The sequence below is a fragment of the Streptomyces sp. NBC_00525 genome, assembly GCF_036346595.1.
In the GTDB taxonomy this organism is placed as follows: Bacteria; Actinomycetota; Actinomycetes; order Streptomycetales; family Streptomycetaceae; genus Streptomyces.
The window spans coordinates 5,140,601-5,155,416 of the sequence record NZ_CP107834.1 but is presented as its reverse complement, the minus strand read 5'-3'; the positions used below and the strand labels follow the sequence as shown (position 1 = coordinate 5,155,416).

The window sequence follows — 14,816 nt, the reverse complement described above, 5'->3', positions numbered from 1 at the left end:
CCCCCGCGACGCCCTCTGCCCGCGTCCGAAGAACCGAGAGGCATTCACCATGCTCGCTCCACCCGACCCGCCCTTCATGGCCCGACTGCGCAATGGGGTCGCGGACGGTCACGCCCTGGTGCTCATGGGCAACTTCGAGGTCGAGGACAGATGGGCGCGGAACGAGATCGGCCTGCCCCGGCTGGCCTTCGGCTCCGCCTCGCCCGTCGTCAACCGGATGGACGAGCTCGCTCTGCTGCTCGCCGGACCCGGTGACTGCGTACTGATGAAGGAGGCTCCGGACCCGGATCACCTCCAGCACCTGACGGAACTCGGTTTCGCCCTGCCGCGTGTCGTGACACCCGACCGGCAGAATCCCGCCGCCACGGTGACGGACGACGCGCTGCGCGACCCGGCGCTGCTCGCCGAACTCGCCCGGCTGGGCGACCGGGGATTCCACCTGCTCCCCCACGGCACCTCCGAGGGCGAGGAGCGGCTGGCGACGACCGGCGGCATCCCGCTCGCGACCCCGCCCGCGGCCGTGTGCAAGGAGGTCAACAGCAAGGTCTACAGCCGACGGCTGGCGGAACGTACGGGGCTGCGGCAGCCCCTCGGATGGGCCTGCTCGGACCTGGCGGAGCTGGACGACGCGGTCGACCGGGCATCCGCCCTGCTGCGCGAGGGACGCACGGTCGTACTCAAGGACGCCTACGGCGTCTCCGGGAAGGGCATCGCCGTCGTCACGGACCCGGCACGCCTGGAAAAGCTGCACCGCAAGGTCACGGCCCTGGCGCGCAAGCGGCCCGACGCCCGCCTGGGCCTGGTCATCGAGGAGTGGGTGGCCAAGAAGGCGGACTACAACTACCAGCTGACCGTACGGCGCGACGGGTCGGCGCACTTCGACGGCGTCAAGCGCGCCCTGACCCGTGACGGCGTGCACAAGGGCCACCTCATTCCGTCCGGTCTGGACGCCGGGCAGTTGGACGAGATCCGGGCCGCGGCCCGGACGATCGGGCGGGAGCTGGCCGCCGACGGCTGGTTCGGCGTCGTGGGCGTCGATGCGATGACCGGCCAGGACGACACCCTGTACCCGGTGGTGGAGATCAACGCCCGCAACAACATGGCGACCTATCTGTCCTCCGTGCAGGACCGGATACTTCCCGCGGGAAGTGTCGGCCTGGTCCGCGAGTACCCGCTCACCCTGGGCCGGCCGCTCGCCTACAAGAATCTGCGCGACGCCATCGGCGACCTCGCCTGGACACCGGAGAACGGCAGCGGTCTGCTCGTCAACGCCTTCGCCACCGTCAACGCGGCGCGCGACGCCTCCCGCGCCTCCTTCGACGGCCGTCTGTACGGCGTCGTGGTGGCCCCCGACGACCGCACGCTGCACCAGCTCGACGAACGCATCGCCCACCGCCTCGACATGATCGCCCGGGAGACACAGTCATGACAGGACCAGAGCGCAACCCCGACGGCGTGGAGCTGATCCAGGGCATACCCGTCACCGAACTCGCCGGACAGTACGGCACCCCGTTCTACGCCTACGACGCCGGCGTCCTGGCGGAAACGTTCGACACGTTGCGCGAACTGCTCCCCCGGCGGCTGGAGATCTTCTACTCCCTGAAGTCCAACCCGAACGTCGCGGTGTGCGCGCTGCTCGCCCGGCGCGGCGCTCGCGCGGAGGTCTCCTCCCTGGTGGAACTGCGCACCGCGCTGCGGGCCGGGGTGTCGCCCAACGACATCATCTTCCTCGGTCCGGGCAAGTCTCCCGAGGAGCTCGCCGCCTGCCTGGAAGCCGGCGTGCACAGCGTCGTGTGCGAGTCGTTCGGGGAGATCGCCACGCTGGACCGGCTGGCGCACGGCCTCGGCGTCACCGCCCCGGTGTCCCTGCGGGTGAATCCCGAGTTCTCCGTCAAGGGCTCCGGCCTGACCATGGGCGGCAAGCCCCGGCAGTTCGGCATCGACGAGGCTCAGCTCCTCGGCCGGGAAGACCTCGCCAAGCAGTACCCCTCCGTCCGGCTGATGGGCATCCACGCCTACATGGGGACCCGCATCCTGGACGAGGAGGTCGTGGCCCGGAACACGGCCTACATTCTCGACATGGCCGAACGCCTGGCCGACCGGCTGGGGTTCCCGCTGGATCTGGTGGACGTCGGAGGGGGTCTGGGCGTCGCGTACTTCGCGGGCGAGCGCGATCTGGACCCGAGGCGGCTGGCCGAGCTGACGAATCCGGTCGTCGAGGCATTCGCCCGACGACACCCCGGAACCCGCATGATCATGGAGCTGGGCCGCTACCTCACCGGCCGGTGCGGCACCTACGTCGTGCGCGTCCGGGACGTGAAGACCTCCATGGACGAGAACTTCGCGGTGACCGACGGAGGCACCCACCACCACATGGCGGCAGTGGGTATCGGCTCGTTCGTCAAGCGCAACTTCCCGGTCGAGCTGTTGAGCCGGGTCTCCGACGACGCCGCGGCGGCCTGGAACGTGACCGGCCCGCTGTGCACCCCCAACGACGTCCTGGCCAAGAAGGCCGAGCTCCCGCCGTTGCGTCCGGGCGATCTGCTGGGTGTGCGGCGCTCCGGCGCCTACGGCCCCAGCGCGTCACCGGTCCTCTTCCTCAGCCACGGTCATCCCGCGGAGATCGTCGTGCACGAGGGCCGCTCCCATCTCGTGCGCGAGCGCGACCTGCCGGAGGACCTCATGCGCAAGCAGCGCCTTCCCGACTTCGCCCGGCCGGAAACGGCCGAGACCGCCGCTCCCTGAACCCCCACCCGTCCGTATCCGCCCCTACCAGCTGGAGAAGAACCATGACCCACGAAACGATCGAGCCGCCCGCCACCGCCGCCGCGTCCTCCGGCGCCGAACCGGACCGGATCACCGCCCACATCATCGCCGCGCTCACCCAAGTGCTGAAGCGGGACCTGCCCGAAGCGAACGGGGACACCCGTCTGTTCGACGACCTCGGTCTGGACTCCACGAGTGTGCTGGAGTTGCTGATGGCCATCGAGGACGAGCTGTCCCTGGAGTTCGACACCGACACGCTCGAACAGCACCACTTCGAGTCGGTCGGCTCCCTCGCCGGGTATGTCGTCGAACAGTCGGCCGGGAGCTGACCGGTGTACACCGCTCAACCACCGGTCGTCGCGACCGCGACGGACACCCCGCCTCGGATCACGCCGCTGCGCGTGCTCCGAGGCGCGTACCGGGAGTTCGGCCGGGGGCTGCCGTACGAGCCCGATCCGCTGCACCCACCGCTGCGGGAGTATCTGCGGGACCTCGCGGATCTCCACGGTGTGGGTCTGCGTGCCGGCTTCGACCTGTCGACCGCGCGGCGCACCACCTTCGTCGAAATGGCCGAGGCGCTGGTGCCGCTGCTCGGCGGCGCGGATCGGCCGATGGACGTGGTGGCGCTCGCGCACCAGGCCCCTGACGCCGACTTCCGCAGGTCCGCGACATGCCGTCTGAACGACCTGCTGCCCGGTTCCCCCATGCCGTTCGCCGTTTCGGACCAGGGGTCGGCAGCTCCGTTCACGGCGTTGCGACTGGCGGCGGCGTACCTGTCGGCGGCCGCCGGGCCCCGGCGGGCGCTGGTGCTGGCAGCGGACCAGGCGGACCTGCCCTACGATGTCCCGCTGCGTCCCGAGCACCGGATCGCGGGCGACGCCATGGCGGCACTGCTGGTCGAGGCGGGGCCCCGGAACGGCGGAGGGCCGGTGGCCACCTCGCTCGTGTCCGCCGGGTCCGTGGCCCGCGCCGTTCCGGCCCTGCTGGAGCGGCTTGCCGTTCCGCTGCGTTCCACCTTCGTCGTCCTCGGGCCCGGCATCGACCCGGGGGCGGTGCCGGACGCCGCGGGCGGAGCGGTCCTCGTCGAGCCCGGCATGCCCTGCACGGGCGGCTGGGTCGCGCTGCTGGACCGCCTGGCACGGGGCGGGCTGCCGCCCTATGCCGCCCTGCTCGATCTCGCCCCCGGGCAGGGTGTGCTGTCCCTGGCTCTGCTCGATCTGTCCGGAGTGGTCGCGGAAACCTCCTCCGGCAGCCACGTCGCCGTTCCCACAGAACACGAGGAGTGCGTCTCATGACCGACACCGCCGAACCGGGCGGCCTCCCACCGTGGTGCCGGGCCGCGGCCGCGGCTCGGAACCACGGGTTGCCGACCGCCCTGGAGGACCTGCGGGCAGAGGTCTGCCCCGACCGTGTCCCCCACGGCCCGGCGGGGCATGTCGCCCTGCCGACCCGGATGCTGGAGAGCGAGGAAGGCGCCGCGAGGAGCACGACGGTCCTCTCGACCCCGGACGGAGCGATCAGGTTCGGTCGCCTCGCCTCCGCCACATCCGGCGCCGCCGAAGCCACCGGCGGGGCCTGGGACCTCGGCCTCGTCTGGGTGCGCCTGGGCCAGTCCTGCCGACTGCTCGACGCCTGCCTGGAGTACCTGCGAGGCCGCACGGTCGGCGGGGCGGCGTTGCTGATGCAGCAGATGGTGAAGGGCGGGCTCGCCGATGCGAAGGCCGACCAGCTCACCGTGGAGACCCTGATCAGTGGCGCGGAGCCCGGTGAACTCTCCGAGGCCACTCTCGCGTACGCCCATGACACCCTCACCGGATGCGATCGTGCGCTGCTGCGGCTGCTGGGCGCCTTCGGCTATCGCGCCGACGGGCCCGGCGCCTGCGCACACGCTTCCGCCCTCGTCGCCGATGCCTATGTGCGCCGGCCCGACCCCGAAGAGGTGGCCGCATGACACTGCTCGACGACCGACTGCTCACGGCACGGGGAATCGCGGCGGACTGGGCCGCCGAGATGGCCGAGCACGCTCTGGCCGCCGACCGCGATCCCGACGCGGTGCGCGAACTGCTGCATCTGAGCTGCATGGCGTACCTGGCGACCAGCCCGGTGCCGGAGGAGTACGTACCCACTCCGATCACCGTCGACGGCCACCGCTTCTCCGGCATGAGCACCCTGGAACGTGTGGTCTTCATCGAGGAGCTGGCGGTGGGCGATCCGGGCCTCCTGCTGGGCGCCCCCGGCCCTTCCCTCTCCGGCGGCCTGCTGCTGGCGCTCGGCAACGACGACCAGAAAAAACGCTTCTACGACGCGTTGTTCTCCCGCCCCACCTGGACCTTCTTCGGTCTCACCGAACCCGATCGCGGCTCGGACGTCGGCGCGATGACCACCACCCTGACCCGGCGGGACGGGAAACTCCTGCTCAACGGGGCGAAACGGTACTGCGGCAACGCCGCCCGCGCGCGTCTGGGCGTGGTGTTCGCCCGGACGGCACCCGGACCGCTCGGTGTGACATCGGTTCTGGTGGAAACCGACCAACCGGGCTTCGTCGCGGAGCCGATCCCCACCCTGGGGCTGCGGGCCAACCAGATATGCGACATCCGGCTCACGAACGTCGAGGTACGGGAGGAGAACGTACTCGGACAGGGGCTCACCGGGACCCAGCGGGGCATGTGGGGCGCCCTGCGGGCGCTCAACACGTTCCGTCCCGGTGTCGGCGCCCTCGCCCTCGGCATCGCACGGGCCGCTCACGCCTACGCGCTCCGCCACCGCTCCGCCCCGACCGCCTGGCAGCGGCACGACCTGGACCGCACGGCCCAGCGCATCGACGCCACCCGCGCCCTGCTGCACCGGGCCGCGGTCGCCGTCGACCATGCGCGGGAGGGCGGCTACCTCGCCTCGGCGGCCAAGGCCCGTGCCACGCACCTCGCCGAGGACGCGACGCAACAGGCGCTCGGTCTGTTCGGTCCGGGGGCGCGGTACGAGCATCCGCTGCTCGACAAGCTCGACCGCGACGCGCGCGGGGTGGAGTTCATGGAGGGCACCAGCAACATCCACCGGCTGAACCTGTTCCAGGGGCTCATACGGGGCGAGGTCGGACGTGGCTGAAACGGCGTGCGAACGCCGGGAAATCCTGCGGTTGGGCCTGCCCATCACGCTGTCGATGACGGGCAATGTCACCCTGCCGTTTCTGTCCTTCGCCATGCTCGGCTGGATGAGTTCGGACGCCCTGTACGTCCGGTCCCTCTACATCCCGTTGTCGCAGCTCTTCGTAGCACTGCTCCTCGCTTTCGAGACCAGTGCCCAGACCGCGGTCGCCCTGGCCGCCGGCCGGCAGCGGCTCAAGGACGTACCTGCGCTGCTGCGGAGCGCGCTCGTCCTCGGGCTCGCCGGCGGGATCGGCCTGTTCCTGGTGCTCTTCACGACGGCGCCGCTGCTGGCCGAACTGCTCAGCGTGCCCGCCGACGCGCGTGGGACGTTCATGTCGTTCCTCCGCTGGACGGCGGCGGCATCGGTGCTGCACGTCGTACCGGTGGTGTGCGCCGCGTGTCTGCGCGGTGCCGGCCGGCCTTCACGGGCCGCCGCCATCGTCCTCACGACGGCCGTGCTGGAGGTGGCGTGCGTCGCCGTGTTCGGTTTCGGCGCGGACCTGGGCCTGTGGTCGGTCCCGCTCGGCATCACGGTGGGGTGCGTGGCCGGCGCCGGACTCGCGTGGCACGCGCTGAGAGGGGGCGGGCCGCTGCCGCCGGGGCGGGGCGGCCACGCCGTCCGCGAGGTGACCGGCCACCTGCGGAGTGTCGGTCTGCCGGTCGCCGGGACGTTCCTCGTGCTGTTCTGTTTCAGCCTGGCGCAGCTGTGGATCGTGGGGCCGTTCGGCGAGGGGGTGGTCTCCGGCTTCTCGCTGGCCGTGACCCTGCAGGGCGTGGTCATCCAGCCCGCACTGGCCCTCGGCACGGCCACCGCCATCCTCATGAACCAACGGCGCGGAGCGGGCCGGACCGAGCGTCTGCACCGCATCCTGCGCTCCGGGCTGGAGCTGACCGCTCTGGCGTACCTGCCGCTGGCGCTGGCGGTCTGGGCCCTCGCGGGTCCGGTCGCGGCCCTGGCGACCGGCGACGAGACCGCCGCCCGCGAGGCCGCGCACTACCTGCGGGTGGTCGGCCCCAGCTATCTGATGATGGGCGTCACCCTGGCTGCCTTCACCGTGCTGGAGCAGATCGGCAGAGGCCGGACCGCGCTGCTGCTGAACGCCGGTTTCTTCACCGTCCTGGCGGTGTCGGGACTGTACGCCGCCCGCCATTTCGACACCCCTTCGGGACTCTACTGGGTGGTGTCCGCGGGCAACGTGGGTGGTGCGGCGGCCGTGCTCTTCGTGGTGCGGGCGGCCAGATCACTCCACGTGCCCACATCTTCGTCGTTCGCACAACGGGAGGCCATGAGTGAATCGGAATGAGATCCGGCGGATTCCCTTCATCGGTGCGCGCGAGGCCGACGAACGGGCCACCTGGGGACAGTCGCTGGTGTGGCGGGACATGAGCGGCATGGCGCCGGGCACCCCCTACAACGAGACCAACGGCACTCTGGTGCCGCCTGGTCTGGGGACCGAGGACGTTGTGGACGCGCTGGGCGCCCTGCTCTCCCGGCACGAGGCGCTGCGTACCGTCTGGGCCGAGGACGCGAGCGGCGGTCTGCGGCAACGGGTGCTGGCCCGCGGCGAGGTGACGGTCGAAGTACACCGGCTGCCGGACGGGGGCCCGGAGGCCGTCGCCCGGTTCGTGGCCTCGGCCGAGCCGCGCCTGCGGGGCACCGTCTTCGACACGTCCGGCGAGCCCGCGTTCCGCGCGGCGGTGGCGGTCGGCGGCGACGGCGTGGTCGCGGTCCTCATCGGTGTGGCCAAGCTGGCCGTGGACCTCCAGGGCAGCCGGCTCGTGGTGCGCGACCTGCGGGCCTTGCTGGACGCGCGTACGGAGGGGCGGCCATGGCCGCCGCCCCTGTCGCCCGCGCAGCCCGTCGACATCGCCCGCGACGAGGGCTCCGAGCGGGGCCGGGCGACGACCCGTCGAGCGGTCCGGCACGCGGTGACGCAGGTGAGCCGCTTCCCGGCACGGGTCTTCCCCGTACCGGCGGACCGGACGGCGGACCGGCCGCGTTTCTGGCGTGGAGGGCTGGTGTCCACGGCGGTGCCCCGGGCCGTCGCCGTGCTCTCGGAACGGTGGAAGGTATCGGGCACGACCCTCTTCATGACCGCGGCGGCGACCGTACTCGCCACCGAGGCGGCCACCTCCGGCGGGGCGCGGCTGCCCCGGTTCGGCTGGCACCTCATCGTCGGCAACCGCATCGGGGAGACCCTGCGGCACACGGCTGTGACGGCGACCCAGGACCTGCCGCTGGCCGTGGACCTCGGAGGGGAGACCTTCTCCGCCATCGCCCGGCAGGCCGGCATGGAGGCGCTGAGGGCCTACCGGCACGGCCGGTTCGACCCGCGCGTGGTGGACGAGGCGATCCGGGGCGAGGGTGGTGTCGGCGAAGGACGCGACCTGGCTTGCTACTTCAACGACACCCGAGACCTCGCGGCCGGCCCCGCGGTGGCCGTGGCCGCTCCCGGCCGGCTGCGCCGGGCCCTGGAGGAGAGCTCCTTCCGCTGGGAGGAGAAGGTCGACTGGGACGCGGTCACGGTCTTCTTCGAGGTGTTCGACGTCCGCGAACGTCCCGACGCGCTGCGGCTCTCGCTCTACGCGGACACCCTGCAACTCCCGGCCCACCGGATACCGGTCGTCCTGCGAGCCGTCGAGCGCCTGCTGGTCACCGCCGCTGTGGACGGCGACATCCGCACGACGGACGTCGCCGCGCTGTGCGACGACCCGGCGGAGGGCGAACCCGCCGCGTCCGGGCCGGAGACCGCCTCCTCCTGGCGGATCGCTCTGCGTCCGGCGGAATCGGGGTGACGTGACCCCCGTGGACACGGTCGACCTGTGGGTCATCCCGCTGGACCGGCCGGGAGACGAGACGCGCACGGCGCCGCACCTGGACTGCCGTGAATCGGCGCGGGCGGACGGCCTCGCGCCCCCGCGGCGCGGCCGGTTCGTCGTCGCGCGCGGAGCCACTCGGGAGATTCTGTCCGGCTACACCGGTGTGGAGCCGAAGGGCCTGGTCTGGCGTGTGGGGCAGTGGGGCAAACCGTACGTGGAGCTCCGCCAGGACACCGCGCCGGTACCGGCGTTCAATCTGAGCCACTGCGGTGCCGTCGCCGTGCTCGCCGTGCTGCGGAACGGTCGCCGGGAGGTGGGGGCGGACATCGAACGGGTGGTGGGCGGACGTGCCGAGCGGCTGGTGGAACGCTTCTTCCACCCGGACGAGGCGCGGTACGTACGCGGGTTCGCCCCGGCCGGGCGCGAGGCCGAGGCGACCCGGCTCTGGACGCGCAAGGAGGCGTACGCCAAGGCTTCCGGACACCGGCTGCTGGACGTCCTGCACATGCCTGTTCTCGCCCCGCGCCCCGGTCGGCGGCCGGGGCGCGGCGACGGTACGGATACCGGTGCCGTACGCCGCCTGCGCGACGTACCGTTCGACGACGGCTGGGCCGTGTCCGTGGCCGTCATGGGGAGCGCCGATTTCGACGTCGCCCCGCGGCTCTGGCCCGAGGGGCCCTGAAGCGGCCGGCCCACTCCGTCCGGCGGGTCAGGACGGGTCGTCCGGGTACGGTTCGAGCACGCCGCCGCGGATGGCGTTCATCACCGCCGTCGTACGGTTCTCCGCCGCGCACTTCAGCAGTACGTTGCCGACCAGGCGTTTGGCCCCGTGCACGGAGATGCCCAGTCGCGTGGCGATCTGTTTGTTGCTGCAACCCTCGCTCAGCAGGACAAGGGTCTCCCGCTCGCGCGAGGTGAGCCGTACCGAGAGGGTCTGCGCTCGCGGCCTGGGAACGGTGACCATGTCCCTGGCCAGTTGCCGGGCGAGAGACGCCGGCAGCGGCACCTCTCCGACGGCGAGCTGTTCGAGCGTGCGGCTCAGCGTCTGGCGCGACAGGTCCTGTTGCAGCAGGTAGCCGTCGGCCTTGAAGGAGCCGAGGGCCTCGGGGCTCGCGCCGTCGATGATGGCAAGGACGCGCGGCCGGTGCCCGCTCTCCGAGGACAACGGGCCGGGCGGGGGGTCTCCGGCCAGCAGGACCACCACATCGCAGTCACCGCTCGGCGGCTGGTCCGCCGACTGCGGCAGGAGGACGACGGTGCAATCGGCCACGCCGGGCAGATCGTTCAGTACGGCGCTCAGGCCGTGGGCCAGCACCTCACTGCGCAGCCGTAACTCGATCCTGAGCCGACCGGTGGTGGCGAGAGCGGTACCGGCTGCCTGCGTGGCGTCGCGTTCCGCCGGCGTGTCGGCATAGGGCGAGGAGGCCGACCGGAACGACCGGTGGGCCGGCGGCGGAGAGGATACGGACGGCACAGCTGTGCTCCCTTGCCTGAAGGACGATGGGTCCGAGTGGGCCGGCGGGCGTCTTCGTCCAGGAGAGAGCGTGGGGGACAGTCGTTCTGCCGGACGGCGGGGCCTCTCGCCGACGATCTGAATCGTCATTCATGCCCACTGGGGCTCGCAAGAACCTTCCGATGGACTGTTCTGGCCACGGCCTGAACAGTCCGTAGTGCGTCATCCGCCGGGCCGCGAGGGCTCCCATCGGGAATCAGTTAGTCGCTCAGACGCATGGCTATTGGTCTGCACCAATGCAATGATCGCGGTGGATTCAGTGTTGCCGAGGGGGGCCACGGTGTCAGGTGAACTGGGGTTGAGCAGCGAGGCCGAAGCGGTCTACCGCGCCATGTTGACGCATCACGAGGACGGGGTCGCGGCCCTCGCCACTCGACTGCGCCTGGAGGAGCGCAGCGTGCGGGACGCCCTCGACGAACTCAGCCGGCTGGCCATGCTGCAACCGTCGGCCGACCGCCCCGGCAGGATGCGCGCGGTCGCACCGGGAGTGGGTCTACGGGTCCTCACTGCCCGCCGGCAGCGTGAACTCGCCGAGATGGAATGCCGGGTGAGGGCCTCGCAGGAGGCCGCCGCGCGAATGATCGCGGAGTACACCGCCTCGTCCGCGGCCGCCGTCGGCACGGAGATTCTCACCGGAACCGACGAGGTCTGCGATCGGCTCCGCGAACTGTTCTCCGGTGCCCGGAACGAGGTGACGGCGCTCGCACCGGGCGGAGCGGGAGCCGGGGCACCGCTCACCACGTCTCTGACGTTCAACGAGGACGTCCTGCGACGCGGTGTACGGGTGCGCGCCGTCTACCTGGACAGCGCGCGGCACCACGACCCGAAGTCCCGCCATGTCGAGGGCCTGATCGACCTCGGGGTGGAGGTCCGCACGGCACCCGCCTTCGCCACGCGGATGCTCGTCGTCGACCGCTCGACCGCGCTGTTACCCCTGCACGCCGACGCGGACGCGGACGGCGCCGTACTCCTGACCGGCCGCGGTCCGCTCACTGCCCTGTGCGAACTGGTCGACACGATCTGGAGCCAGTCGCGGCCCTGGGGTGAACAGCCGGTTCCGGGGCGTACCGGCTGCACGCCCCGCGAAGCGGCCGTGCTCACGATCCTCGCCGACGGCGGCACGGACGACACGGTCGCGCAGAAGCTCGGTGTCTCTCCCCGTACCGCCCGCAGGCTGGCCGCCACGCTCATGGAGCGTCTGGGCGCACGCAGCCGGTTCCAGGCAGGGGTCATCGCGGCCCAGGAAGGACTGGTTCTCGGGTACGCTCCCGCAAAGCCGCCGGAAAAGGACGGCCTGTCAGCTCTGGTATCACCCGCGTCAACAACAAGCGCCGATAGACCCCGTCCAGGGCATCATCCCCGTGTGCTGCGAGCCAGCGTGCGCCGTCCGGCACGGCCGCTGGCCCCGAGTGACAGCGCCCCGAAGCAGGGATCACGGGACTGAGCCCGGCGGCGGCGATACGGTACATCGCCGCCCGGAATCGGACCATGGCCTGACCAGGACGCCGTTCCGCCTCGGGCAACGCCTCGACCCACTGCTCGGCGACGACGGCGTCGCGCGCCACCGCGAGGAGGCCCGGGGAGCCGGGGCCCGGAGAGCCGGCCCGTGCCCAGTGAACGGCTCGGGTGACGAACCCGGTGGCGTCCTCCGGGCCGAATCGGTCCACGGAGGTGGTCAGGGCCAGCATCTCGCGCGGCGCGATCCGTTCACATCCCAGTACGTGCAGCGTGGCCTCCCCGTCCGGCTCCCTGCCGAACTCCCACTCCGGAAAGGGCAGCGGCGTGCTCGCACCGGTGAACTCCCGCTCCCCCGCACCGCACACCGGGCAGGTGACCACGACAACCACCGTGCGCGGCACGTGGGGCACGATGAGGCCGGGCGTGTCCGGCAGCAGCGACGGGTGAAGCAGGTGCCCGACGGCCTCCCGCTCCACGAGTTCCTCCAGAACCCGCCGCCACGGTTCCCCGATCGCGGCCGGCGGGACCGCGTCCGTGTCACCGGCGTACGCGGCCGCCGTGTGGCCGTCGGGCTGGTACCGCATGGTCGTGGTCATCGGTCGCTCCCCGCGCATTGTCCTCCGGTCCGCGATGCGACGTCGCTGGGGGACGGCGCGTCCGCCATGCCCTGACGCACCGCCGCCACGCCCAGTTCTGTGAGGCCGTCCAGCCCGTCCACCGGGCGGTCCGCCTCGGCGATGCCGGACGCCAGCCACGAGCGCACCGCCGCGCGGACCCGGCGCACGCCGTCGTCACCGGGTACGACTCCGGCCGCGGCCGTGATTCCCCCGCTGTCCCGGCCCAAGAGGTAGCACGCGGCCCAGACCTCGACCGCCACCGCGGTGGGTGCCGTGTCATGGAGATGGGCATTCAGCGCCGCTTCGACGCGTGCCGCGTCCACCCCGGCGGCCGCGCACCAGTCGCGCCAGTACCAGCCGAACACGTGCCCGATCGGTTCCGGCGTGCCGGGCCGGATGAACCGGAGTGAGCAGCGGGAGTGCCGCAGCTCCACCCCGAACTCGTCCGGGCGGTCCAGTGCGGCCCGTCCCCGTAACGCCTCGACCAGCGCTTCCGGCGTGCTCCGCCAGTGTTCGGCGGGAACCGGTCGTCGGTCGACGACGGTCGCGTGGAAGGAACCGGGATGTTCCGAGAGCGACGGCGCGCCGCGGTGATCGACGAGATGCGGCACCGTCGCGAACACCGGCAGCCCGGCTTCCTGGCAGTACAGCACCACCATCTGGTCGTCGTCGGCGACCTCGTCGGGGATGGGCGCCAGGTAGGCCGCGAGTTTCCGCGCCTCGTCGGCGGGCAGCGCCAGCCCCAGCGTCGGCGTCCACTCCACCGGAGACAGCGGGGCCCAGGCCGAGCCGCAGGCGGCTGCGCGACGCACGAGGTACGAGTTCTGCGGACTGTTCCAGTTCGAGTAGAGCGCGATCGCGTCACGCGGACGGGCCTCGATCGCGTCCCGCACCTGCCGCGCGAAGTCCGGCACCGGCACCACGTCGTCCTGGAGCACCAGATGGTGCGTGGCCCCGGTGGACACGGCCGCCCACGCCGCCTTGGCCGTGCGCAGCGCGCTGCGGAACGAGCCGGGATCGGGATCGACCACTGTACGGGGCGTCAACGGCGCGCAGGCCGCGACGAGTTCCGCCAGGTGCTCGGCACGGTTCGGATGGGTCATGATCACGACACTGAGCACGACGTCTTCGTGAGCGACCGCCGTATCGGCAGTATCAGCGGTGCCGCAAGGGCGCATGGTCTCGTTCCCTCGTCACGGAATGGGGTGCCCCGGCCGCCGGCTGGGCCGCAGCCGGGGGAAGGAGGCCGGCCGGGCCGGCGATACCGGAGAACTGGAATCCCCGGTCGAGCAGTCCGCCGATGATCCTCGGCAGCGCCGCCACCGTCTGGTCACGTTCGCCCCCGCCGTCGTGCAGCAGCACGACCGAGCCGTCACGCGCCTGCCGCAGCACGGAGTCCGCGATGGCGTCCGCTCCCGGCAGCGTCCAGTCGGAGGCCTCCACGTCCCACAGGACCGTGGTCAGACCTTCGTCGGCCGTCGCGCGGAGCACAGTCCCACCCCGCCCGCCGTAGGGCGGCCGGGCGAGGACGGGCGGGACACCGGTGGCTTCGGCGATGACGCGGCTGGTCGTCCGCAGCTGCCGCACCGTCTCGTCCTCTCCCAGTTCGGGCAGGTACGCGTGCGACCACGTGTGGTTGCCGACCTCGTGCCCCTCGTCGACCATGCGCCGTACGAGGTCCGGCCGGGCGCGTACCTGCAGCCCGACGCAGAAGAAGGCGGCCGGGACCCCGAAGGACTTCAGGATGCGCAGCACCCGGTCGGTGTGCAGGGGAGAAGGGCCGTCGTCGAACGTCAGGGCGACCCGCGGAGGGCCGGCCGGGGCCCCCGGGCAGGTGGTCACCAGACGCCCGGACCGGTTCAGCTCGTCCTGAAGAGTGGCCACCGACGCGTTCGCCCGGCGCATCTCGTCCGACCGGTCCCCCAGGGTCCCGCCGGCCAGACCCACCGGCACCGTCGGAACGAGTCCCCGCCGTGCCGCATCGGCCAGGACCGCGGCATCCGCGTCGGTACGCGGCAGATGACGCAGGTCCACCCGGAGGACATGCAGCCCTCCGACCAGCAGAAGACCGTCCATCACCCCGTTGGAACTCTCGAAGACGGTCACCAGGCCGCCATGCACGCGCGCGGCCCACCGGGCCAGCCACGCGGCCGGCGCCTCGGGGCCGCACCGGTCGAACCGCTCCCGCGCGACGACGGTCCCCGACTCGTCCAGCAGCGCGGTCCCGTATCCCTCGCTGTCCCACACCAGGCCCGCCCACCACCGCCTGTCAGGCGGCCGGTTGTCTTCGATGAGCATCCTCGGTCCCCTTGTGCGCTCGGTGAACGGCCATCAGGCTCCCCGCGCGGCCACCGGTGCGGCAAGGACGTTTCGGGCGCGCGGGTGGGCGCCCCAACGGCTACAGCCGGGAACCGGGGACGCGGGGCAGGATGAGCGTCGCCCCGCCCGCCCGGCCGGCGGGCCCGACCACAGGAGGCATCGCGTGCACGCCGGAAGTTA

At 72.0% G+C, this 14,816-nt stretch carries 13 protein-coding genes; 10 read left to right on the top strand and 3 right to left on the bottom strand.

Annotated elements, in window-relative coordinates; translation table 11 throughout:
• Positions 1-49 precede the first annotated feature (49 nt).
• Genes OG710_RS23070 through OG710_RS23030 form a run of 9 tightly spaced genes read left to right on the top strand, consistent with a single transcriptional unit; the run spans position 50 to position 9,411 of the window.
• Positions 50-1,429: an ATP-binding protein gene (locus OG710_RS23070; RefSeq protein WP_330240997.1), complete on the top strand. Its 1,380-nt coding sequence runs from the start codon at positions 50-52 to the stop codon at positions 1,427-1,429.
• The gene (locus OG710_RS23065) at positions 1,426-2,745 is read left to right on the top strand and encodes a type III PLP-dependent enzyme (RefSeq protein ID WP_330240996.1); all 1,320 of its coding nucleotides are present in this window, start codon (positions 1,426-1,428) and stop codon (positions 2,743-2,745) included. The genes OG710_RS23070 and OG710_RS23065 overlap by 4 nt, the downstream gene beginning before the upstream one ends.
• A gap of 44 nt (positions 2,746-2,789) precedes the next feature.
• Positions 2,790-3,095, top strand: a complete 306-nt coding sequence (locus tag OG710_RS23060) for an acyl carrier protein (protein WP_330240995.1) — start codon at positions 2,790-2,792, stop codon at positions 3,093-3,095.
• Between the two features lie 3 nt (positions 3,096-3,098).
• Positions 3,099-4,061, top strand: coding sequence for a hypothetical protein (locus tag OG710_RS23055; RefSeq protein ID WP_330240994.1), 963 nt, complete (start codon positions 3,099-3,101; stop codon positions 4,059-4,061).
• Positions 4,058-4,717: a hypothetical protein gene (locus OG710_RS23050; protein WP_330240993.1), complete on the top strand. Its 660-nt coding sequence runs from the start codon at positions 4,058-4,060 to the stop codon at positions 4,715-4,717. Before OG710_RS23055 ends, OG710_RS23050 begins: the two co-directional genes overlap by 4 nt.
• Positions 4,714-5,868 carry an acyl-CoA dehydrogenase family protein gene (locus OG710_RS23045; RefSeq protein WP_330240992.1) on the top strand — a complete coding sequence of 385 codons (1,155 nt, stop codon included), beginning with the start codon at positions 4,714-4,716 and terminating at the stop codon, positions 5,866-5,868. The genes OG710_RS23050 and OG710_RS23045 overlap by 4 nt, the downstream gene beginning before the upstream one ends.
• Positions 5,861-7,213 (top strand): MATE family efflux transporter, encoded by a 1,353-nt coding sequence (locus OG710_RS23040; protein ID WP_330240991.1) that lies wholly within the window; start codon positions 5,861-5,863, stop codon positions 7,211-7,213. Before OG710_RS23045 ends, OG710_RS23040 begins: the two co-directional genes overlap by 8 nt.
• On the top strand, positions 7,200-8,705 hold the full coding sequence (locus tag OG710_RS23035; protein ID WP_330240990.1) for a hypothetical protein: 1,506 nt from the start codon (positions 7,200-7,202) through the stop codon (positions 8,703-8,705). Before OG710_RS23040 ends, OG710_RS23035 begins: the two co-directional genes overlap by 14 nt.
• 1 nt (position 8,706) lies before the next feature.
• Positions 8,707-9,411 carry a 4'-phosphopantetheinyl transferase family protein gene (locus tag OG710_RS23030; protein WP_330240989.1) on the top strand — a complete coding sequence of 235 codons (705 nt, stop codon included), beginning with the start codon at positions 8,707-8,709 and terminating at the stop codon, positions 9,409-9,411.
• Positions 9,412-9,438: 27 nt separating this feature from the next.
• Here OG710_RS23030 and OG710_RS23025 read toward each other — a convergent pair whose 3' ends face one another.
• Positions 9,439-10,203: a response regulator transcription factor gene (locus OG710_RS23025; RefSeq protein WP_330240988.1), complete on the bottom strand. Its 765-nt coding sequence runs from the start codon at positions 10,201-10,203 to the stop codon at positions 9,439-9,441.
• 337 nt (positions 10,204-10,540) lie between these two features.
• Here OG710_RS23025 and OG710_RS23020 point away from each other — a divergent pair, with 337 nt between their 5' ends.
• A complete protein-coding gene (locus OG710_RS23020; protein ID WP_330240987.1) occupies positions 10,541-11,686 on the top strand; it encodes a helix-turn-helix transcriptional regulator in 1,146 nt (381 codons plus the stop codon).
• 606 nt (positions 11,687-12,292) lie between these two features.
• Here OG710_RS23020 and OG710_RS23015 read toward each other — a convergent pair.
• Together OG710_RS23015 and OG710_RS23010 are read right to left on the bottom strand one after the other, a co-directional pair.
• Positions 12,293-13,420, bottom strand: coding sequence for a hypothetical protein (locus tag OG710_RS23015; protein ID WP_330240986.1), 1,128 nt, complete (start codon positions 13,418-13,420; stop codon positions 12,293-12,295).
• 52 nt (positions 13,421-13,472) lie between these two features.
• Positions 13,473-14,615, bottom strand: coding sequence for a polysaccharide deacetylase family protein (locus OG710_RS23010; RefSeq protein ID WP_330240985.1), 1,143 nt, complete (start codon positions 14,613-14,615; stop codon positions 13,473-13,475).
• Between the last annotated feature and the right edge of the window lie 201 nt (positions 14,616-14,816).

Excerpts from the sequence above, each read along its gene's own strand:
- OG710_RS23060 (WP_330240995.1), top strand. The coding sequence starts at position 2,790 with ATGACCCACGAAACGATCGAGCCGCCCGCCACCGCCGCCGCGTCCTCC.
- OG710_RS23065 (WP_330240996.1), top strand. The coding sequence starts at position 1,426 with ATGACAGGACCAGAGCGCAACCCCGACGGCGTGGAGCTGATCCAGGGC.
- OG710_RS23015 (WP_330240986.1), bottom strand. The coding sequence starts at position 13,420 with ATGACCCATCCGAACCGTGCCGAGCACCTGGCGGAACTCGTCGCGGCC.
- OG710_RS23070 (WP_330240997.1), top strand. The coding sequence starts at position 50 with ATGCTCGCTCCACCCGACCCGCCCTTCATGGCCCGACTGCGCAATGGG.
- OG710_RS23010 (WP_330240985.1), bottom strand. The coding sequence starts at position 14,615 with ATGCTCATCGAAGACAACCGGCCGCCTGACAGGCGGTGGTGGGCGGGC.
- OG710_RS23050 (WP_330240993.1), top strand. The coding sequence starts at position 4,058 with ATGACCGACACCGCCGAACCGGGCGGCCTCCCACCGTGGTGCCGGGCC.
- OG710_RS23045 (WP_330240992.1), top strand. The coding sequence starts at position 4,714 with ATGACACTGCTCGACGACCGACTGCTCACGGCACGGGGAATCGCGGCG.